19 protein-coding genes, 6 pseudogenes and 1 riboswitch are annotated in these 19,568 nt (G+C 32.2%); of the genes and pseudogenes, 15 read left to right on the top strand and 10 right to left on the bottom strand.

What is annotated here, in order from left to right; all coding sequences use genetic code 11:
• The first annotated feature begins 64 nt into the window (after positions 1-64).
• The 10 genes and pseudogenes from ABLV90_RS05190 (at position 65) to ABLV90_RS05145 (ending at position 7,536) form a co-directional block, all read left to right on the top strand.
• A pseudogene (locus tag ABLV90_RS05190) lies at positions 65-419 on the top strand (helix-turn-helix domain-containing protein).
• A 154-nt stretch (positions 420-573) separates the two neighbouring features.
• The gene (locus tag ABLV90_RS05185) at positions 574-1,116 is read left to right on the top strand and encodes a P-loop NTPase family protein (protein WP_427708309.1); all 543 of its coding nucleotides are present in this window, start codon (positions 574-576) and stop codon (positions 1,114-1,116) included.
• Positions 1,117-1,182: 66 nt separating this feature from the next.
• Entirely contained in the window at positions 1,183-1,506 is a 324-nt protein-coding gene (locus ABLV90_RS05180; protein ID WP_427708307.1) for a LytTR family DNA-binding domain-containing protein, read from the top strand.
• 95 nt (positions 1,507-1,601) lie between these two features.
• Positions 1,602-2,450 (top strand): annotated as a pseudogene (locus tag ABLV90_RS05175) (ABC transporter ATP-binding protein).
• A gap of 1 nt (position 2,451) precedes the next feature.
• Positions 2,452-2,730, top strand: coding sequence for a hypothetical protein (locus ABLV90_RS05170; RefSeq protein WP_460872288.1), 279 nt, complete (start codon positions 2,452-2,454; stop codon positions 2,728-2,730).
• Between the two features lie 88 nt (positions 2,731-2,818).
• Complete coding sequence (locus tag ABLV90_RS05165; RefSeq protein WP_460872287.1) at positions 2,819-3,160, top strand: hypothetical protein; 342 nt, start codon at positions 2,819-2,821, stop codon at positions 3,158-3,160.
• 381 nt (positions 3,161-3,541) lie between these two features.
• Complete coding sequence (ahpC, locus tag ABLV90_RS05160) at positions 3,542-4,111, top strand: alkyl hydroperoxide reductase subunit C (protein WP_069816672.1); 570 nt, start codon at positions 3,542-3,544, stop codon at positions 4,109-4,111.
• Between the two features lie 16 nt (positions 4,112-4,127).
• Positions 4,128-5,652, top strand: a pseudogene (ahpF, locus tag ABLV90_RS05155) (alkyl hydroperoxide reductase subunit F).
• A gap of 614 nt (positions 5,653-6,266) precedes the next feature.
• Complete coding sequence (locus ABLV90_RS05150) at positions 6,267-6,893, top strand: NDxxF motif lipoprotein (RefSeq protein ID WP_460872286.1); 627 nt, start codon at positions 6,267-6,269, stop codon at positions 6,891-6,893.
• Between the two features lie 427 nt (positions 6,894-7,320).
• Entirely contained in the window at positions 7,321-7,536 is a 216-nt protein-coding gene (locus tag ABLV90_RS05145) for a hypothetical protein (protein ID WP_002511986.1), read from the top strand.
• A gap of 41 nt (positions 7,537-7,577) precedes the next feature.
• On the opposite strand, the pseudogene ABLV90_RS05140 reads toward ABLV90_RS05145, so the two are convergent.
• A pseudogene (locus ABLV90_RS05140) lies at positions 7,578-8,157 on the bottom strand (histidine phosphatase family protein).
• Between the two features lie 140 nt (positions 8,158-8,297).
• Between ABLV90_RS05140 and ABLV90_RS05135 the strand changes: the two are divergent.
• Positions 8,298-8,663, top strand: coding sequence for a DUF4870 domain-containing protein (locus ABLV90_RS05135; protein ID WP_460872285.1), 366 nt, complete (start codon positions 8,298-8,300; stop codon positions 8,661-8,663).
• A 99-nt stretch (positions 8,664-8,762) separates the two neighbouring features.
• Here ABLV90_RS05135 and ABLV90_RS05130 read toward each other — a convergent pair whose 3' ends face one another.
• The 3 genes from ABLV90_RS05130 to ABLV90_RS05120 form a co-directional block, all read right to left on the bottom strand.
• Complete coding sequence (locus ABLV90_RS05130) at positions 8,763-9,353, bottom strand: LysE family translocator (protein ID WP_460872858.1); 591 nt, start codon at positions 9,351-9,353, stop codon at positions 8,763-8,765.
• Positions 9,354-9,503: 150 nt separating this feature from the next.
• Positions 9,504-9,818: a DMT family transporter gene (locus ABLV90_RS05125; protein WP_069816660.1), complete on the bottom strand. Its 315-nt coding sequence runs from the start codon at positions 9,816-9,818 to the stop codon at positions 9,504-9,506.
• Entirely contained in the window at positions 9,818-10,144 is a 327-nt protein-coding gene (locus ABLV90_RS05120; RefSeq protein ID WP_069816658.1) for a DMT family transporter, read from the bottom strand. The genes ABLV90_RS05125 and ABLV90_RS05120 overlap by 1 nt, the downstream gene beginning before the upstream one ends.
• Before the next feature lie 52 nt (positions 10,145-10,196).
• Positions 10,197-10,294, bottom strand: a riboswitch (guanidine-I (ykkC/yxkD leader).
• Between the two features lie 300 nt (positions 10,295-10,594).
• Here ABLV90_RS05120 and ABLV90_RS05115 point away from each other — a divergent pair.
• Together ABLV90_RS05115 and ABLV90_RS05110 are read left to right on the top strand one after the other, a co-directional pair.
• Complete coding sequence (locus ABLV90_RS05115; protein ID WP_069816656.1) at positions 10,595-10,819, top strand: hypothetical protein; 225 nt, start codon at positions 10,595-10,597, stop codon at positions 10,817-10,819.
• A gap of 205 nt (positions 10,820-11,024) precedes the next feature.
• The gene (locus tag ABLV90_RS05110) at positions 11,025-11,201 is read left to right on the top strand and encodes a hypothetical protein (protein WP_176722975.1); all 177 of its coding nucleotides are present in this window, start codon (positions 11,025-11,027) and stop codon (positions 11,199-11,201) included.
• Between the two features lie 64 nt (positions 11,202-11,265).
• On the opposite strand, the pseudogene merA reads toward ABLV90_RS05110, so the two are convergent.
• Both merA and hypR read right to left on the bottom strand, forming a co-directional pair.
• Positions 11,266-12,589, bottom strand: a pseudogene (merA, locus tag ABLV90_RS05105) (hypothiocyanous acid reductase MerA).
• A complete protein-coding gene (gene hypR, locus ABLV90_RS05100) occupies positions 12,576-13,010 on the bottom strand; it encodes a redox-sensitive transcriptional regulator HypR (RefSeq protein ID WP_069816652.1) in 435 nt (144 codons plus the stop codon). Before hypR ends, merA begins: the two are co-directional and overlap by 14 nt.
• A 193-nt stretch (positions 13,011-13,203) precedes the next feature.
• Here hypR and ABLV90_RS05095 point away from each other — a divergent pair, with 193 nt between their 5' ends.
• Together ABLV90_RS05095 and ABLV90_RS05090 are read left to right on the top strand one after the other, a co-directional pair.
• The gene (locus ABLV90_RS05095; protein WP_460872284.1) at positions 13,204-13,578 is read left to right on the top strand and encodes a VOC family protein; all 375 of its coding nucleotides are present in this window, start codon (positions 13,204-13,206) and stop codon (positions 13,576-13,578) included.
• Positions 13,579-13,807: 229 nt separating this feature from the next.
• Complete coding sequence (locus ABLV90_RS05090; RefSeq protein ID WP_460872283.1) at positions 13,808-14,554, top strand: poly-gamma-glutamate hydrolase family protein; 747 nt, start codon at positions 13,808-13,810, stop codon at positions 14,552-14,554.
• A 109-nt stretch (positions 14,555-14,663) separates the two neighbouring features.
• On the opposite strand, the gene ABLV90_RS05085 is transcribed toward ABLV90_RS05090, so the two are convergent.
• The 4 genes and pseudogenes from ABLV90_RS05085 to celB form a co-directional block, all read right to left on the bottom strand.
• The gene (locus ABLV90_RS05085; protein ID WP_460872282.1) at positions 14,664-16,514 is read right to left on the bottom strand and encodes a BglG family transcription antiterminator; all 1,851 of its coding nucleotides are present in this window, start codon (positions 16,512-16,514) and stop codon (positions 14,664-14,666) included.
• A gap of 42 nt (positions 16,515-16,556) precedes the next feature.
• Entirely contained in the window at positions 16,557-17,936 is a 1,380-nt protein-coding gene (locus ABLV90_RS05080) for a glycoside hydrolase family 1 protein (protein ID WP_069816648.1), read from the bottom strand.
• Positions 17,937-17,948: 12 nt separating this feature from the next.
• Positions 17,949-18,263, bottom strand: a complete 315-nt coding sequence (locus ABLV90_RS05075; protein WP_460872281.1) for a PTS lactose/cellobiose transporter subunit IIA — start codon at positions 18,261-18,263, stop codon at positions 17,949-17,951.
• Positions 18,264-18,269: 6 nt separating this feature from the next.
• Positions 18,270-19,566: pseudogene (gene celB, locus ABLV90_RS05070) on the bottom strand (PTS cellobiose transporter subunit IIC).
• Positions 19,567-19,568 lie beyond the last annotated feature (2 nt).

Here is a 19,568-nt window from a genome sequence, read left to right as displayed (position 1 = left end):
ATAACATTAAGTTCGTGACGCTGAACATGTAATAGATTAACTTTAAACAAAGGATGTGGTTGATATGGAAATTGGTAAAAAGATTAAAGAGCAAAGAGAACAAAAAAATTGGTCTCAAGATGATTTAGCCGAAATACTTAACATTTCACGCCAAAGTATTTCAAAATGGGAATTAAATAAAGTCTATCCGAGCATTGATATGTTAATTAAAATGAGCGATCTATTCGACATCTCATTAGATGAACTCATTAAAGGAGACAAGCAACTTAAACATACAATTATTGAAACATATCAGCAACCTGTTTCAGATGATAAAGAGAAAAATGCTATGAATGGTTGGGAATTCCTAGCAGGTTACTGGTGGTTGTTCTTCCCTGTTGCTCGCAATGATTTGGTGGATAGCACAATCATTCATGTAATTTAGTACTAAAACCTTCTTTAGTAACTTCATATTGCTAATGCAATACAAGGCCTATTTCAATCAGAAAATAGGTCTTTTTTTCATAAAAATCTCACACATTATCACTATAGCTTGTTATACTGTTTTATAAATACACTATAGGAGTATTATTTATGGTTAAACATATAGAATTATTTGTAAAAGATAATAGATTAGTTGAACTTCAAAATGATTTAGCTACTATTGTCACAGAAGATGAGTTTCAAAATTCGATTATAGAACTCAATCAAGATACGAGCGGATTCAAGACATACACGCTTAAAGTACCACTACCAGAGCGATTATCAGTCAAAGAAATCATTAAATTTTGGTGTAAATGGTACGATTCAAAATTATCCTTAGATACAGTCCTTTATGAATGTAAGTTATTCTCATTCCACCACAAGAAAATTAAAAAACTCACAAATTCTGAACTTAAACTCGTACATTTAGCAAAATTATTCCTTGTACCTGAAAAGAAATTTATTATTAAAGAACCTTTACAAAATGTCTCTATTGAAACAAAACACACCATACTCAACTTACTCAATGAACTCAGCAAGTACAAATCAATTATTACATTAACAAATCACACAGAGGAAGCATTACTTATCAGCAACAATTGTTATCGCCTTACTGAAAAAACATTTAAACCTATAGAAATATCACAATACTAACCAAATCATCAGCAAGATATAAGCGACAACAACCAATTAGAGCGACAACAAATCAAACGTTTAACAGTGAAAACCAGTGAAAAAACGTTATTTTTAGATCCCATCGACATTGACTACTTAGAAGGACAAGATGGCAAGGTTGTAATACATGTAGGTAATGAACAATATACTCATGATACGACTTTACAAGCTATTGAAACCATTATTATTCCTTATGGTTTTTATAGATGTCATCGTTCTTATATCGTAAACTTACAAAAAGTGAGTGAAATAATTTCTTGGTCTAAAAACAACTATTCGATACGACTCAATAATACTAAAGAAATGCTTATTCCATTATCTAGACAAAAGGCAAAAGAAATAGAACAATTTTTCAATATTAATAAGTAACAACTCAACACTTATACGTTACATTTCACCTTCTTTTAAACGTCAGATACGCGTAAACACGCTATGCTGAAGTTACTTCAAAAGGAGGTAATTTAATGGAACATATAATTGAAATGAATCATGTAACGAAGTCATTTAAAAACAAAGTAGCAATTAAAGATATGAATTTCACTGTAAAAAGAGGAGAAATTTTTGGTTTCCTTGGCCCTAGTGGTTCGGCAAGACAACAACAATTAAAATGTTAACTGGCACATACCATCCGTCTAAAGGTAGTCTAAATGTACTTGGACACAATGGTTCTGAAATAGGTACAGGCACATTTATGTCAAAAATTGGTATCCTTACAGATCACAGTACTGCTTATGAACGTCAAAGTATTTGGGATAACTTAAAGTTATTCGCAAAGCTTCGTCAACTATCATTACAAAAAGTTGACGAAGCTTTAGAATTTGTTGGTCTAACACAGGATAAAAAATCATTATTTAAAAACTTGTCTGCTCGGTATGAAGCAACGTGTACTACTTGCTAAAGCAATCTTACATCAACCTGAACTATTATTTTTAGATGAACCAACAGCATCTTTAGACCCTATGACAATTCAACATGTGCATAAAGGCCTTAAAGCATTAAACGAACGTGGCACAACGATATTTTTAACAACACATAATATGGAAGAAGCAAACGCCTTATGCGATCGCGTGGCTTTTATAGAGTCAGGTGTACTCAAAGAACTTGATACACCAGAGAACTTTCGCTTTAATCATGCAAATCATACAATTAAGGTCATTCATAATAATAATCGAGAAAAAACCTTACCCATGACTACCGAATCTGCACAGTATATTACAGATATGCTCGAAGCAAATGATTTAAAATACATTTCATCTGATTTACCTACGCTTGGCGATGTTTTCTTGAAAATCACTGGAAAGGAGCTTGTTTAGTATGAATATTACACGCTTGTCAGCACTGTTAGAGAAAGACTTTAAAGAATCTATACGAAATCCTTCCATTATTTTCATGCCGTTAATGATCATATTAATCAGTATATTTTACAGTATCATTCCAACTACAAATACAGTTCAAAGCGCACCGACTGTAATGCAGTTCATCATAATTAACATGGCATTTGTTTTTGTTGCTACATCACCTCTTATCACAATGATCTCTGAAGAAAATGAAAAAGGTACATTGAAAGGCTTAGTAGAGTCGCCGAGCATCTAATATTGAAATATTGTTTTCTAAAGTCATCATCACGTTTATAATCACAATCATTACGACTATCATAAGCTTAATGATTGTGAACAGTAACGTGAATTTCGATTTTCAAACTTATTTAGGACTTGCAGTCATGCTATGCTTTTACCTTGTCCTTGGTTTAGTCTTTGGTTTGTTGTCTAATACTGTTGGTACTGCCACAACATTAATGATGGTGCCCTTCATTCTCTTCGGCATGACACCAATATTTAATACCTTAGAGGGTGTTATAAAATTAGGCTTTTTCGACAAAGTACTGGAAATATTACCTTTTGGCTTAATTTTAGAATTAGAAATCAATAATGCTAGCTTGAGCCTACTATATCTTCTGATTTGGTTTATTCTTATTATGGTTTCGTTGTTCATTACTTATAAGTATAAATTCCGTAAACGCTAGTCGTTCACAAAATTGTAAAAAATGCTCTGAAAAGCTGTGTAATTCATGTTTTTAAGCCAATTTAATAAATAACAAGCCTTTCTTCTCAGTTTCATATGTTTAGTTGAGAATTGAAAGGCTATTTAATATGTAGAAAGATTATATCAACTATGTAAACGCTCTCTTTTACGTGCATGTTTTCACTTGTCACTAATGGTTCAAAAGCACACACAGAGCGTTATTTTACACTTTTATATATAGCCTTTCATCGTTGACGAGAATATATGAGCGTGCAATAATAGTACGTGAAAGATTAGAATCATTACAATTAACAAACTATAATAATCTACTTAACTAATATTCTAATCAAAATTAGTTAATCAATCAGGAGGATGTTTTTTTATGTCTTTAATTAACAAAGAAATTTTACCATTCACAGCTAACGCTTATGATCCAAAGCAAGATGAGTTTTTCGAAGTTTCAGATGAAAACTTAAAAGGTTCATGGAGTGTTGTTTGCTTCTATCCAGCAGACTTCTCATTCGTATGTCCAACTGAATTAGAAGATTTACAAGGACAATATGATAAATTACAAGAATTAGGCGTAAACGTGTACTCAGTATCAACTGATACGCATTTCGTACACAAAGCTTGGCATGACCATTCAGAAGCCATTAACAAAATCCAATACACTATGATTGGTGACCCTTCTCAAACAATCACTCGTAGTTTTGATGTATTAGATGAAGAATTAGGTTTAGCTCAACGTGGTACTTTCATCGTAGACCCTGACGGTATTGTACAAGCAGCTGAAGTGAATGCTGACGGTATCGGCCGTGACGCAAGTACATTGGTACACAAAATCAAAGCAGCACAATATGTACGTCAACACCCAGGCGAAGTTTGCCCAGCTAAATGGGAAGAAGGTTCAGAAACATTACAACCTGGTCTTGACTTAGTAGGTAAAATCTAAGGAGGCATTGATTTAAATGCTTAATGATCAGCTAAAATCACAATTACAACAATTACTTCAATTAATGGAAGGTGACGTTGTACTAAGTGCAAGTTTTGGTACAGATGAAAAGTCTAAAGAATTAAAAGAATTATTAGACGAAGTAGCAGAGATGTCATCTCGCATTACTATAGAAGAAGTTGACCTTAAACGTACACCAAGCTTTTCTATTAATAGACCTGGTGAAGAAACAGGTATTACATTCGCTGGTTTACCAATGGGTCATGAGTTCAACTCTCTTGTTCTCGCTTTATTACAAGTAAGCGGTCGTGCACCAAAAGAAGAACAAGCAGTTATAGATCAAATCAAAGCTTTAGACCGTCCGTTACATTTTGAGACTTTTATTAGTCTAACTTGTCAAAAATGTCCCGACGTTGTTCAAGCTTTAAACTTAATGAGTTTGGTAAATCCAAATATCACACATTCTATGGTAGACGGATCTATCTTTAGAGAAGAGTCTGAAGACATTATGGCCGTTCCTGCAATTTTCCTAGATGGAGAAGAATTTGGTAACGGACGTATGACAGTTCAAGATATATTAGCAAACTTAGGCAGTCAAGCAGACCCAGCTGAATTTAACGACAAAGATCCATATGATGTACTAATTGTCGGAGGTGGACCCGCAAGTGGTAGTGCGGCAATTTATACTGCACGTAAAGGTTTACGTACAGGTATTGTTGCGGATCGCATCGGGGGTCAGGTCAACGATACCGCTACTATCGAAAACTTTGTCACTGTTAAAGAAACAGATGGACCAAAATTTACTTCAGCACTCGAAGATCATATTAAACAATACAATATTGATGTAATGACTGGTATTCGTGCCAGTGATATTGAAAAAACAGACGATGGTATCATTGTCACTTTAGATAATGGTGCACAATTAACAAGTAAAACTGTTATTATTTCAACAGGTGCGCGTTGGCGCAAGCTAGAAGTGCCTGGTGAGGAAGAATTAATCAATAAAGGCGTTGCATTCTGCCCACATTGTGATGGTCCATTATTTGAAAATAAAAATGTTGCTGTTGTAGGCGGCGGTAATTCTGGAGTCGAAGCCGCAATCGATCTTGCAGGTATCGTTAAACACGTAACGTTACTTGAACGTAACGCTACGCTGAAAGCAGACAACGTATTACAAGAACGTTTGGCTTCTTTGCCAAACGTAACTATAATTAAAAATGCTCAAACAACAGAAGTTTTAGGTGACAGTGCAGTAACTGGTATTAAATATCAGGATAAATCACTTGGCGAAGATCATACTTTAGAACTCGAAGGTATCTTTGTTCAAATTGGTTTATTACCAAACACTGAATGGCTTGATAATTATGTTGAATTAAACCAAGCTAAAGAAATAGTAATTGATCGTAAGAATGCTACAAGCATCCCTGGTATTTTTGTTGCTGGTGATGTTACCGATGATCGTAACAAACAAATTATTATTTCTATGGGTGCTTGGTGCAAATGCGGCATTAAACGCTTTTGATTATATCATCAGACATTAATCGCACCCCTTTCATTTAACAATAAAGATTAAGGAGAACCCTTATGCGGTTCTTCTCTTAACATTGACAAACCACTTGCAAAAGCAAGTGGTTTGTTTTTTTATAGTTTTTTCCTTGAAACAGTTCTTATTTATTATCTAATAATGGATTATATTATTTGAACACTAGCAGTGATTTGGGCAAACTTATGCGGGAGAATCACTAGTCGAAGCATACAGGATTAGGCTGTGTTCCCGCGGAAAAAGTGCACACAAACTCCCAACAAAATCGCATACGCTTAACAAAATCTATATGTGCTTCTCTTTTTATTTGTATACTTTTCTCTTTTAAATCTGAGTTTAACCCTTATATGCTTATTCTTGTATCTATGCGATTAATTATTTAAATTAGCTAACATTTTATAATGAAAATCTAATGAATTTTTAAATTTATATAACAATTATCCTCTTACACCATTCATTTGTTCAATAGATTGTGCGTTTATTATTTAATTCATCATACAAATAGATAGCACTACATGATACGCTTAAGTTATAATTTTCTAAGAACGTATGTAAACATACAATGGGACTGTTAAAATAGAACGACTTATTATTAAAGGAGCAATATTATTTATGAAGAAAAGTATACTTTTATCGTTAGTTTTGGTGCTAGCTGTCATACTCGCGACATGTTCAAATGGTAATACAGAAGATGATGAACAAGAGGAACATAATGAACGCAATGCACCAAAAAATGTGAGCAAATTGGCTGAGAAAGATATCTTCCATTCAGATAAAAAGGGTGAAGATATTAGTGAAGATGAAATGAATAAAGCGATTAAAAAATATTTAGATGTTAACTCACTTATTATTGATAATAAATACCTCATGCAATATAAGTTAGACAAACAAATAGGTACAGATACAAAAATCACTGATGCACAAGAAAAACGTTTATCAGATTTATCGAATAATGCAATTAAAAATGACCTTCATTTTAAAAATTTCGTAGAAGATAACAACATGCCAAGCGGTTATAAAGATAATCTCGATGAAATTATCGCTTATTTTACATCCCTAAACACTACAATTAAAAACGTTGATAAAGAAATTGAAGAAATAGATTACCAACCTGACAATGACCTCAACGTTGTTGACGTTCCTGCTAAAGTTGCCGGAAATGTAAATCATAAAAAGCAAAAATCAATTAAGAAATTCCTTGATGAAAAAGGAATTGAAAGTGACGCAGTAGATAAATAGATGACAAATGGGAGTAGGACAATGAAATCTAATTTTTCCAACAAGATTTCGTCGTATAATTCTATCCCGGCAAAGCTGACTATATAATGAATGAGGCTAAGACATGTATTAACGCCCTAGCCTCATTTGTGTCAAAAGATTGTTGTTTTAGCGTCATGCTTTTCATTTATGTTTCACAATTTTAGCCAAGGTTACAAAATGATGACATGTCACCTTTCCATGATGGCAAAGGCGTTGAGCCTATTTTCTACTCATACATTGATACACTCTGACTTATTCTCGTAAAAAACCTTACATGATTGTAAGGTTTTTTAATATGATTATCCTGTTTTTCTCAAAGCTTAATTTGTTAAGCTATATACAAGTTAAGAAATACGTTATTAGAAGCACAGCCACTCATTAATAAATTTAAGGAGGCCACACTGTTATGATATTAACTATTTTAATAGGTGCCATGGCTGCTATTTTCATAGCTTTTAATCTCTTTGAGAAGAAAGAAAAATATGGCGTCGTTTCTTTTAGAACAATTGCGCTAAGTGTAACTTACGTCATACTGGCTGTTATTGTCGGAAGCTTTTTAGACAATATCAATACATTATTCCAAGGATTTCATGATAGCTTAACAGCAGCTAAAAAATATTAAACCTGAACCGGCAACGTCGCAGTTCAGGTTTTTTGTTTGTCTTACATTTCAAGTTCATAGGGTACACAATTTTCTATTTTTCTATCAATTACAGTTTCTTTCGTTTCATAGCGTAAGTAAACAAGAAAACATCTGATTACGACCTGATGCGCAACAATTGCGATAGACTCTAAAGACGGATCAAGTTCTTGGTCAAAAAATTGTTCAACACGCTGTAATACATCCGAATAGCTTTCTCCTTCAGGGGCTTTTTGTGTGAAACTATGACGAAAAGCAAGCAAATTTTCATCATTAAAATAAGCATGATATTCAGGATTTTGTTCAATTGCATCTATCATTTTACCTTCAAAGATGCCTAAAGAACGCTCTCTTAATAAAGGGGTCACACTCGGCTGGAATGTGCTTATCAAATATCGCATTATATGTTTGTCTCGTGCGAGTCAAATCAGATATATACACGTGTTCAATATTCTTTTTTTCAAAATAGCTTTGCAGTAATTGAGCAGAATATACACCACTTTCTGTTAAAGGTACATCTAATTGACCACAAAAGTATTTTTTTCCTTGTTTTTTATCGTAATTTGACTGCGATTCTCCATGACGAACTAAATAAATTTTCATAGTGATTACCTCTTCTCTATTTATAATCCAATATTTCATTATTCTTTTAACGAAGCTCATATCTTACAATACTGTTAGATGAAGCAATATGTCTATATTTCAATGATTATTCTTGTTATTATCCAATTGAGGTGATACAAATGAGCGAAAAAATGTTACATCATGACACACAAAGTGGGCGTGTATTAGCGACAGTCAGTTATTTCAGTATATTCTTTGCACCAATTATATTACCTATTATCCTTTGGATTTTTGCTGATAAACCCGCTTCAACGCATGCGGCAAAATCATTAGTCTATCATATTATAACGTATATTGGACCAATACTATTAGTTTTAAGCGTAGCGTTTGGAACTACAATAATTGATCAACAGAATACTACAATTGCAATCATAGCGATTGTGGTGGCCATCCTTTTATTAGTGGTAACCATATGGTACACAATCAAAAATATATATCGTGGTATCAAGATATTGATTTCTGAAGATGCTTATTTCCGTCCATAAAGCATTGCAATTTTTTAGAAAATCTATTTAGAATATGATTGAGGCTGAGACAATTTTTTGTGTCCCAGCCTCCTTCTTTCATTATACTTTTAAGTTGAATCAACTGCTTTTACTAAATAATAAACTAATAGATAAACCAATGAGGATGGCACCTACTGCATAATCAAACACCGCTTTTATTTTTCTGTTTCCAAAAAGTAATTTAATATATTGGAATATGTATACACAAAAAATAAACCAGATAAGAATCACCGTTGTTACTACTGCCGATAATATTGCAATTTGAGATGACACACCTTCGCCGGCAGTTATAAACTGCGGTAAAATACTTATGTAATAAAGTAATGCTTTAGGGTTTAATATTGTGCTGATAAAACCTTGGCGATAAGAACTTAAATAACTAATCTGTTGTGTCTGCATTTGAGATGTTGAAAAATTCATGCTTTGACGTGCACAGATGATACTTTTAATGCCTAAATAAATCAGATAACACGCGCCTAAAATTTTAATCATCAGAAAGACATAATACATATTTGCCAAGATAAATATAATGCCAAATACTGCTAATAAAGAATAGATAACGTGTGCTGACGTAATACCTAACGCGACCATCGCGCCATTACCTTTACCTGAAGTAATTGAATTTTTCATTACTACAAAAAAATCTGGACCAGGAACAATAATAATCATTAATGTAATCGTAATAAATGCTTGCAAGACCTTCCATCACATGCACCTCCATCTTAACTACATGGTATCAATTACACTATGTCACCGCAATATACCTAGTCCATATTTCTTTTGGCAAACTGATTAGCAAAACCTTTTATCACTTCCACGTTAACTCAATAATTTTAAACCAACCGTACTAGCTAATATGACTGCAATACAAATTATTCTTTTGATATCGGTAGACTCTTTATAAAAAACCATACCCAATATCGCTCCGCCCACTGCACCAATACCTGTCCAAACCGCATACGCTGTACTCATAGGTAATTGAGTCATTGCCGTAGATAAAGCTAAGAAACTCAAACTAAAGAAGCCTATCAATCCCATGACAGCGGATTTTTTCCGTGTATGCGTATAAGCATTTAAAAAAGTAATACCTAACATTTCAAAAATACCTGCAATGATTAATAATATCCAAGCCATTATGCTTCTCCCCCTTTATCTGGTGTGACTAATTTCAAACAAATCACACCTAAAAGTAATGTTAAAATTAAAATGATTTTTCCAAAATTAACTTCCTGACCGAAGAAAGCAAAATCAAATAGAGTAACACCTGTTGTTCCTAGACCAACAAATACTGCATAAGATGTACCCACTGGTAACATTTTGGATGCATCTATAAGCAAATAAAAACTTAAAAATATAGCTATAATTGTTAACATCCATTCGAGACCTGTCGTTGCATGTGTTAACCCTACGACCCAACCAACTTCAAAGATTGATGCGATAATAATTTTTATCCAATTCATTTATATTCCCCCTGTTAAAATAAAAAAAGCCCGAGAGATAGTCATCACTACTATCTCCCAGGCTTTTATCCTTCCGTGTCACATTTAACATGTGGCTTCCTCTCGGACCAGGCCAACATTAAGTGTTGCGGAACCCTAGAAAGCTTTTATTTAATTCTCTGTATCATATCAATTTATCTTATAGACATCAAGCATAGCATTTTATTTTCACTCAATTTAAAATCATTATCATTTAAAAACGCTTACAAGAAACGCCTCGGTGTCTTTTTACATTTTTATTTTAAAAAGTTTTAATTATTTAAGTCATTCCCCTCTACATTTTATAGTATTTCATGTATACTGAATATCAGATTAGAACAATTATAATCTGAATGATTAATCAATGAAATGAATTCTCAATTAAAACAATCCGATTATTGGATTGAAATATAAAAAAAGTGAGGGATGACTATGCAATTATTAAATTACAAAATGCACAATGATGAACTCATCGCTACAGTGTTATCCGACAAGAAGCAAGTGTTCAAATACACATTTGATGTAAACACGCCGGAATACGAAATTTTAGACGTACTTGAAGAAATTAACGAATATGTAGACAATGGTCACCATCCATTAGGTTGTTCATTACTAAAAAATTACACATATGCGGATGTGAGCCACAATAGTTTATAATATTAATCACATACCAAAAAGATGAGTATACTGTTAACTTTAAAACAGCGTACTCATCTTTTATTTTTGCTTATATATGCTTCAAGAAAAACACTACCTATAATTGAACTGTGCATGGTATATTGAGTTAGTTCACATCATTTACCGGGTAAATACATAATAAAGATATTCAAACGTGATAAATATAGTTTAGGGGGGACGCAATATGTTCTATGGTTCAATATTACTCATAATCCTTGGTATTGTACTACTCGTTTTAAATAAACGCCTTTCAAAAAAAGGTGATACAAGTAAAAAACAAAGTTTGGTCAGTTTCGGTGTGATGTCATTGGTTTTTGGCCTCTTTGGTCTAATAGGTGTTATTATTATGGCAATGACCTAATTTACATGAAAAAAAGAGATAGATTCCCTATAAGGAATCTATCTCTTTTTAAATTTCTACACTCTTACATATCGAATAAATCATTAAATGATTCAACCATCGTTGGATGTGTATAGATATTATCTTTCAATACCTTATAATTTAATTTCTGATCTATTGCTAATTTTATTAGATTGATAATTTCTTCTGCTTCTAAGCCGTATAATGTTGCTCCAAGTATTGTTTCCGTATCTTTATTCACTACTACTTTAAACAAGCCTCTTGGATCATTATTCACTTTATGTCTAGGGATAGCGTTAACTGGTAGTGCGTTTTCTATTACATTATAGCCTTGATTTTCAGCTTCTTTACCAGTCAAACCTACACGTGCCATTGGTGGATCAATAAATACTGTATAAGGTACAGCGCCTCTATTTTCAGTAGAACGCACTCCTGTTCCAAAGAGTTGGTCTTTTACAATTCTAAAGTCATCTAAAGAAATATATGTGAATTGCATGCCACCTTTAACATCACCGATTGCATAAACATGTGGCGCATCCGTTTGGAGGTATTCATTGACCTTAATCTCTCCATGCTCACCTAGTGTTACATCTGTATTGTCTAAATCTAAATCCACATTAGGCTTACGACCAGTCGCTAATAGAACTGCATCCGCTTCATAATCTCCATTAGACGTATGCACAATAGTTCCAGAGTCAGTATCTTCAAAGCCCTCTGTATTCACATTGTATATGATATTTACACCTTTGTTAGCTAAATCTTTTTTAACTTCTGTAACAATGTCCTTATCTTCTTTAGTCATAATATCATTGCCACGTTCAAGTACGGTCACTTGTGTGCCAAAGTTAGCAAACATAGAAGCAAATTCTAAAGCAATATATCCACCACCAATGATGACTAATTGTTTAGGTTGAAAATCCAAACTCATTATCCCGACTGAATCGTATAAATGTTGAGAACTTTCAACACCTGTGATTGGCGGAATCACTGACATTGCACCCGTATTAATAACGACATCTTCCGCATGTAATGTTTCCACTATCTCATCATTGTCATTTAATAAGTTCACTTCATTGTTAGATTTGAATTTCGCAGTATAATCCAACACTTCAATATTGTTATCATCTGCAAGATTATGATAATTTTTATTGTTTAATGCATCTACTACATCTTTTTTTCTAGAAAATGCTTTATTAAAATCATTATGAGTTAGACCTTCGTGAACAAGCGTTTTTGAAGGGATACAGCCAACATTGATACAAGTCCCACCATACATCGCTTTAGATTTTTCTACTACTGCTACTTTTTTACCTTGTGCTTGAAGCAAACTTCGCTAATGTTTTACCACCTTTACCAAATCCTATAATCACTACATCAAATTGTCTCATGAATATCCTCCTTCAATACATCGTCTAATACATCAGTAATCTTGACGCTTTTATAATAATTAATTAATATATCATTTTCTTTTTGCTGAAACTTAGACATCGTGGTTCCTATTTCCCTGGAAATCTCACAATCGCTACCTTCATCACCTGTAAATATTCGTCCATCTGACCTTTCTTCATTAAATAATTCAAATAAGTCTGCCAGATTAACATCGGCGGTCACTTCATTAGCTTGATAACCACCATATTTCCCTCTACTAGCATCTAGGTAATGTTGATCATTTAACTTTCTTGTTACCCTGCGTAATTGCACTGGGTTAATACATATTCGTTCTGATAATGACCCACTACTATAACGCGCATCTGGATGCTTAACTAGAAATGTTAGCAGATGTACTGCTATATTAAACTCTAAATTCATTTACATCACCTTTAATCGTAACTTTTATAATTACATTAAAACATGTCTTGAAATTTCTCGAAAGTTTTTTGCTTATATTATTTACATTCCCTAATTACAGTAATAGGTATCAGCAAAGTTATTATTTTGCATTACTGAATATATTTAATATACTTATGTGCAAGACAAGATAAACAATAGAGGAGATGGCGAAATGATTAAAAAACTAGATGAAGTTATGATATACGTATATAATCACGATAAAGCAATTCAATTTTGGACAGAAAACTTAGACTTTGTAGTAGTAGCCGATGACGAAGAAATGGGTATGCGCGTAGTAAAACTGCTTCCAGAAGACGATGCTCAAACTGCTATTGTATTGCGGGACAAAGCGAAAGTTGACGAAATGGACATGGGTGTCAGTACAACTACACCATCACTGATTTTCGCAACAACACAATTCGACGATTTATATAATCGTTTGAAATCTAATCAAAATACAGTTGGAGATATTATGGATTTACCTATGGGTAGAGTGTTTAATTTTGCAGATGCAGAAAATAATTATTTCGCAGTTAAAGAAATATAATATTTCAGTATTGTAACTAAATTTGCCCCACGGCCTATGTCATAAATACATGTCCCGCCCTAAATTGTTAAAAGGTGCGACATGCTTAAATTTTGTATCTCTTGCCCTAAACAATTGTAAAGGTCTGTTAAGTCGTAAGTAATGTATTTGTAATCAACACATAACCTGTATAACTTATTAAATTTGTTATACTTTTATAACCACTAAATATGTAATACAGGAGACAATTATGAAAAGAATTTTCCACTTATATTTATACTATTTTATTATGTTAGCTATCGTTGCCGCTGTTTTACTGTCTTTATATTTTTTATATGTGTGGAAAAACGACCGACCACAAAATCAAGACTATTATAAGAATTTTGAAGAATTGAAAGCCGACACAAAAGAAGATCGTGATTGGCAAATCAATTCAAAAACGACAAATAACAAAGATATATTAGTTACTGCTATTCATGGTGGCGGTATTGAACCCGGCACTTCTGAATTGGCAAAAATCATTTCTAAAAAAGGTAACTTTAATCTATATAGTTTTGAAGGTTTATTAAAATCAAACAATACTAAATTGCATATTACTTCGACTCGTTTCGATGACCCCAAATTAAAAGACATGACGAGTAGATCAGATGAAACGGTGTCCATACACGGCATTCGAGAAGATAAAAAAGTTGTCTACATTGGTGGTAAAGATAAGGATATGGCCAAATCTATACGTAAGGAATTAGAAAAAGAGGATTTTAATGTTGAAAATAGTCCTAATTACGTAAATGGTGATTCTAGCCAAAATATCATTAATAAAAATGATACAGGATCAGGTGTTCAACTTGAGATTTCAACGGGATACCGCAAATCATTTTTTGAGGATGATGACCTTGGTCGCTCCACGAGAGAAAATCCAAATGATTACAGACAATCCATCCACGATTTTGCTGAAGCTGTTACAAAAGGTGTAAAAGAACAAACAACAAAAGACTAATAATAAAAAATCCAGAAGCCTACTTGATGAGCGTAGCTTTCTGGATTTTTCATTTTTTAAAATTCATTATTAGTAAATATCAAAGTACGTTTCTTTTAAATCTTTTTCATTAGGTCTGGTTTAATAATTCTACTACTAAACTAAAATCATTAATAATATGACTAATCCTTTTGAAAATAGGTTCCATATCAACTGTTGTTTGTGATTTTAAACCTAAACAAAAAACAAGTTGAACATCTTTGTCCCCCCATTGAATAGGTTTGTCTAATTTAACTATATAAATAAAAGATTTTTTAGCAGAAGGTGTAACAGGATGAGGAACAGCGATAAGGTTACCATAAGCCGTAGTAGCTACTTCTTCTCGTTCTTTAACTTTTTCAAAAAAGTCTGATTTTATATAATGTAATGCTTTTAAATCACATTCAATTTTTGATAGTAATTCATCTTTACTTTCAACATTACTTTTAATAGCAAAAAGTTCGATTAACTTTTCTTTTTGGTCTACATTGTAGTTATCTATAAATTTTTTCAAGTTTAAAATATCCACATCAGTTAAAATGGTATTCACATAAATGACGGGCACAGAGAAATCTTTTTCCAGAGGGATTGTTGATATTATTAAATCTGTTCCCTGTAATTTATGTTCACTTAACTCATACAATTGTAATGAATTGGTTGTTGTGATTTCGTCACTAAAGTTTTCAATCAATTTGTATTTTATTAGCTGTGAACTAGCCAAACCAGATGCACAAACAATGGTTGTATTGATTTTGTTATCCAAATTATTAGGTTTCTTCAAAGCCAATTCAAAATGCAAAGCTAGGTAGCCAATTTCACTTTCAGAAATTCTTATTTTGTATACTTCTTCGATTACTTTACTTCCTACTAAAGCGATATCAAATGAAAATGGATAGTTCTTTTTAATTTCTGCTAATAATGGATTTCTGATATTCATTTTATATTTATATCTCGTAATAGAAGTAGATAAATGTAAACTTAGATTATTTCTCAATTCTTCTTCATCCGCTAAATCTATGTGAAATACTTGTTTTATTCTTCTTAAAATATGCTCTATCAACATATTTAGTTCTTTATTTTCATGAATATTAGCTTTTTCAGAAATAAGCCCTGATGTTAATATATGTGCCCAAATATATTGTTTTTCTTTAGTAGGTAATTGGATATTAAAATTGCATTCTATCATTTCTACTAACTGCTTAAAAAATTGATTAACATCATCACTCGTTTTCGTATAGCCATTAAATATATTACTTTCATCTTTAATAATGAGTTTATGCTCAACCCTAAATAGTGCTATATATATGTGAACAACCAAATTTTCTAATTTTACATCAGGTATTGTAATGTTAAATCGATTGATTATTCCGACAATTTTATTTTTAAGTAAATTTATTTCTTCGCTATCAAAAAACTCATCCATAGATAACGGATCTAATAAAAATTCGGCAATTGCATATCTTTTCTGAAATTCATGTCCATCTATTTTCAATCCATGATATGGGCTTGTTATCAGATTCAAATCATGTTTTTCTAACTGTCCTCGTATCATTTTCAAGTCTTTTTTAATAGTTGTATCACTTACAAACATTCGCTCACTTAAATCATCAATCTTTACATAGTTATCCAATATAAGTAATTGGCTAAATATATATCTAACCCTACTATCTTGATTATTAAAATTGAGAAGCTCATCTTTTAAATATTGGTCATTTAGGAATAAATTGAATTTCTCTTTGTTTTTTATTATCAATTTATATCCCACTGATTTTTTAGAAAAAATATAAAATCCAAATTCTTTTTCTGATTCATTTAATTCTTTCAAATCATTTCTAACAGTTCTAGGAGAAACACTCAAACTTTTACCTATAAACTCCCCAGAAATATAGGTGCTTGAATAATTATACATAAGCCGTATAATTTTTAAAGTTCTTTTGTTCATTCCCTCACTCCAATTACCTTACACTTTAGTATTGATTATATATTATAATTCAAACATGTTTTCCTCTGATAATTTTTTAAACCAATACCCACTCTTTTTAATTGTACGTGCTTGTGTATTAATGTCTACAGAAATAAATCCATATCTATTTTTATAGGCATTCATCCAAGACCAATTATCCATAAATGTCCACATATGGTAACCTTTACAATTTGCACCTTCTTTAATCGCTTTATTAAGCCAATACAAATGATCTTTCAAAAATTCAATTCTATAATCATCTTGTATTTGATTGTTTTCTATAAACCTTGCTTCATTTTCCACGCCCATTCCATTTTCAGAAATAAATGAAGTAATATTGCCATAGTTATTTTGTAAGTTTTTCATGATATCATAGATACCTTCGGGATAAATTTCCCAACCTCTATAAGGGTTCATTTTTCTGCCTGGCATTTCATAATTATCAAAATAAAATTCTGGAGTGAAGGGTGAATTAGGGTTAGGCATACTTTCTTTAGCTTTAACACGTCTAGGTAAATAATAATTTACACCTAATAAATCTACTGTATTATGTTTTATGATTTCCAAGTCTTCACTCTTATAAAAAGGCAGTAAATCCTGTGCTTTGATCATTTCTACTAATTCCTCTGGAAAAGTACCTTTTGTAGCAGGATCTAGAAAACTCTTATTAAAGAATAAATCTGCTATTAATGCAGCTTTTTTATCTTCCTTATTTTCACTTCTTGGGTAAGAAGGGGTTAAATTTAAGACTATTCCTATTTCCCCATCATAGTTCTGTTCTTTAAATAACTTAATTGTTTTAGCATTTGCTAATATTGTATTAAAAGCATATTGAAAACCTCTTTTAGCATCATTTATATCAGGGTAATGGAAATTATATAAATAACCTCCTTCAACAGGCACAATTGGCTCGTTAAACGTAAACCATTTTTTTACTCTATCCCCATACAAATCAAAGCATTTTTGTGCATAATCAACATAATTTTCGACGACTTCTCTTGATTCAAAACCGCCCTTGTTTTGTTGTTTCATAGGCATATCAAAGTGATATAAATTAACAAAAGGTTCAATGTCATTAGCTATTAATTCATCAATGACATTATTATAAAATTCAACTGCATTTTCGTTTGTATTTCCCGTATCTTGATTTATCATCCTAGTCCAAGAAATGGATAAACGAAACGAATTGTGCCCTGTTTCTTTCATCAGTTTAATATCCTCTTTATATGTGTTATAAAAATTCGACGTGACATCTGGTCCAACATTATCATAAAATCGATTCGGTTCTTGTTCATACCAATAATCCCATATAGATTGTTCAGTCATAGATTGCGTTCCTTCAGTTTGTGTCGCACTTGCCGCACTGCCCCACCAAAAGTCTTTTGGAAAAGTAATTTTCATAAAAGTTCTCTCCTATCTGTTTGCTTTAATTTCTTGATAAATATCGATGATTTCATTTGCCATATCTTTTATCGTTAGTGCATTCATCAAATGATCTTGTGAATGTATAAGTATTAAATTTAATTGGTAATCTTTGCCTCGTGCTTCTTCTTGCAATAAACTTGTTTGAAAATTATGTGCCTTATTTATTTCTTGTTCTGCTTCTTTCATTTTTTCCTTAGCAGTCTCGAAATCATTTTCTTTCACATATTGAATTGCTTCCATTGCACTTGATCTACCATTGCCGACTAGCAAGATAATTTGGAATGCTATTTCTGTATTATCCATGATATATTACTCCTCACCCTTTGATTTTTCTTGTTCTTTTCTAAAATAGCCATTGTCCAATACTTTGAAGAATGGTAACCAAATTAAGAACGTAACAATTAAATTAAATAGCTGTAATACTGCACCTTGCCAAGCATTTCCTGTAGCTAAATATCCACTTATAAAAATAGGAGTTGTCCAAGGAACAATGACCCCAGAAGGCTTAGGTACCAATCCTAATCCCATAGAAAAATAAGTTATTATCGTTACTACTACTGGAGCAATAATCCATGGTACAAGTATAATTGGATTCATTATTACTGGTAATCCAAATAATATCGGTTCGTTTACATTGAAAATAGAAGTCGGGGCGCCTAACTTTCCAATTTCTTTGTTTTGCTGACTTCTGGAAACAATAAATATCAATATAATGACTACCATTGTGCCACCAGTACCGCCCATGCCTACTAAGAACGTATCTATAAATTGTTTGGTAATAATATTAGGCAACTCTTGATTTGCTTTAAATGCCTCTAAATTTTCGTTATTCAAAGAATACCAAATTGGGTCAAATACTGTATTTACAATAATTTGGCCATGTAATCCGAAAAACCAAAATATTTGTATTAGAAGTACTGCAATAATTGTAGCCGTCAATCCACTACCTAATTCTGTTAATGGTTGTTGCAAGATCGTATAAATAAAGTTTTGTAATGTATCGAAAGGCGTAAAAGAAATTAATATTCTAACAATTAATATCACCGAAAGTGTTACCGAAATAGGAATTAAAGCACTAAATGATTTTGCCACTTGAGTTGGTACACCATTAGGCATTTTAATTGTTATCTCTTTCCGACATAGATAACTGTAAATTTCACACGAAATAATAGATACAAAAATACCTAAGAACATACCTTTTGCTCCTAAAATCTCAACCGGTATGACGCCTTCCGTTTTTTCAAAAACTTGAGGTGTTAAAATCAAAACACTACTTAATGCTGTTACAGCACCATAAATACCTTCAAATCCATTTTTCTCTGTCAGCTTATAACCAATACCTATAATTACATATAGCCCCATTATCGAGAGCGTGGACTCTGAAGTCTGGTCCAACCATAGCTTGCCAAGCCGAAAATTGTGATTCAGATAATATTTTGTCTAAAAATGGAAAATTGGCTATTACAATAAAAATCGAACCAAAAATAATTAAAGGTAAAGCAACCATAAATCCATCTCTTAAACTCGAAAGATACTTATTGTTATTCAAGTTATCTGCAATTGGCAATAATATATCTTCCAGTTTTTCCATAAATTTATTTTCCATAT

It is taken from the genome of Staphylococcus sp. 2S1 (genome assembly GCF_046721335.1).
GTDB classification, from domain to species: Bacteria; Bacillota; Bacilli; order Staphylococcales; family Staphylococcaceae; genus Staphylococcus; species Staphylococcus equorum_A.
The sequence above is the reverse complement of the archived record's forward strand: the minus strand, read 5'-3'. Positions and strand labels throughout refer to the sequence as shown.

Coding starts and splice junctions, on each gene's coding strand:
- ABLV90_RS05125 (WP_069816660.1), bottom strand. CDS start 9,818: ATGGCTTGGATATTATTAATCATTGCAGGTATTTTTGAAATGTTAGGT.
- ABLV90_RS05110 (WP_176722975.1), top strand. CDS start 11,025: ATGTTCTATGGTTCAATATTACTCATAATCCTTGGTATTGTACTACTC.
- ABLV90_RS05145 (WP_002511986.1), top strand. CDS start 7,321: ATGATATTAACTATTTTAATAGGTGCCATGGCTGCTATTTTCATAGCT.
- ABLV90_RS05080 (WP_069816648.1), bottom strand. CDS start 17,936: ATGAAAATTACTTTTCCAAAAGACTTTTGGTGGGGCAGTGCGGCAAGT.
- ABLV90_RS05120 (WP_069816658.1), bottom strand. CDS start 10,144: ATGAATTGGATAAAAATTATTATCGCATCAATCTTTGAAGTTGGTTGG.
- ABLV90_RS05075 (WP_460872281.1), bottom strand. CDS start 18,263: ATGGATAATACAGAAATAGCATTCCAAATTATCTTGCTAGTCGGCAAT.
- ABLV90_RS05130 (WP_460872858.1), bottom strand. CDS start 9,353: ATGATTATTATTGTTCCTGGTCCAGATTTTTTTGTAGTAATGAAAAAT.
- hypR (WP_069816652.1), bottom strand. CDS start 13,010: ATGAATTTAGAGTTTAATATAGCAGTACATCTGCTAACATTTCTAGTT.
- ABLV90_RS05170 (WP_460872288.1), top strand. CDS start 2,452: ATGAATATTACACGCTTGTCAGCACTGTTAGAGAAAGACTTTAAAGAA.
- ABLV90_RS05115 (WP_069816656.1), top strand. CDS start 10,595: ATGCAATTATTAAATTACAAAATGCACAATGATGAACTCATCGCTACA.
- ABLV90_RS05185 (WP_427708309.1), top strand. CDS start 574: ATGGTTAAACATATAGAATTATTTGTAAAAGATAATAGATTAGTTGAA.
- ABLV90_RS05090 (WP_460872283.1), top strand. CDS start 13,808: ATGAAAAGAATTTTCCACTTATATTTATACTATTTTATTATGTTAGCT.
- ABLV90_RS05150 (WP_460872286.1), top strand. CDS start 6,267: ATGAAGAAAAGTATACTTTTATCGTTAGTTTTGGTGCTAGCTGTCATA.
- ABLV90_RS05085 (WP_460872282.1), bottom strand. CDS start 16,514: ATGAACAAAAGAACTTTAAAAATTATACGGCTTATGTATAATTATTCA.
- ABLV90_RS05135 (WP_460872285.1), top strand. CDS start 8,298: ATGAGCGAAAAAATGTTACATCATGACACACAAAGTGGGCGTGTATTA.
- ABLV90_RS05095 (WP_460872284.1), top strand. CDS start 13,204: ATGATTAAAAAACTAGATGAAGTTATGATATACGTATATAATCACGAT.
- ahpC (WP_069816672.1), top strand. CDS start 3,542: ATGTCTTTAATTAACAAAGAAATTTTACCATTCACAGCTAACGCTTAT.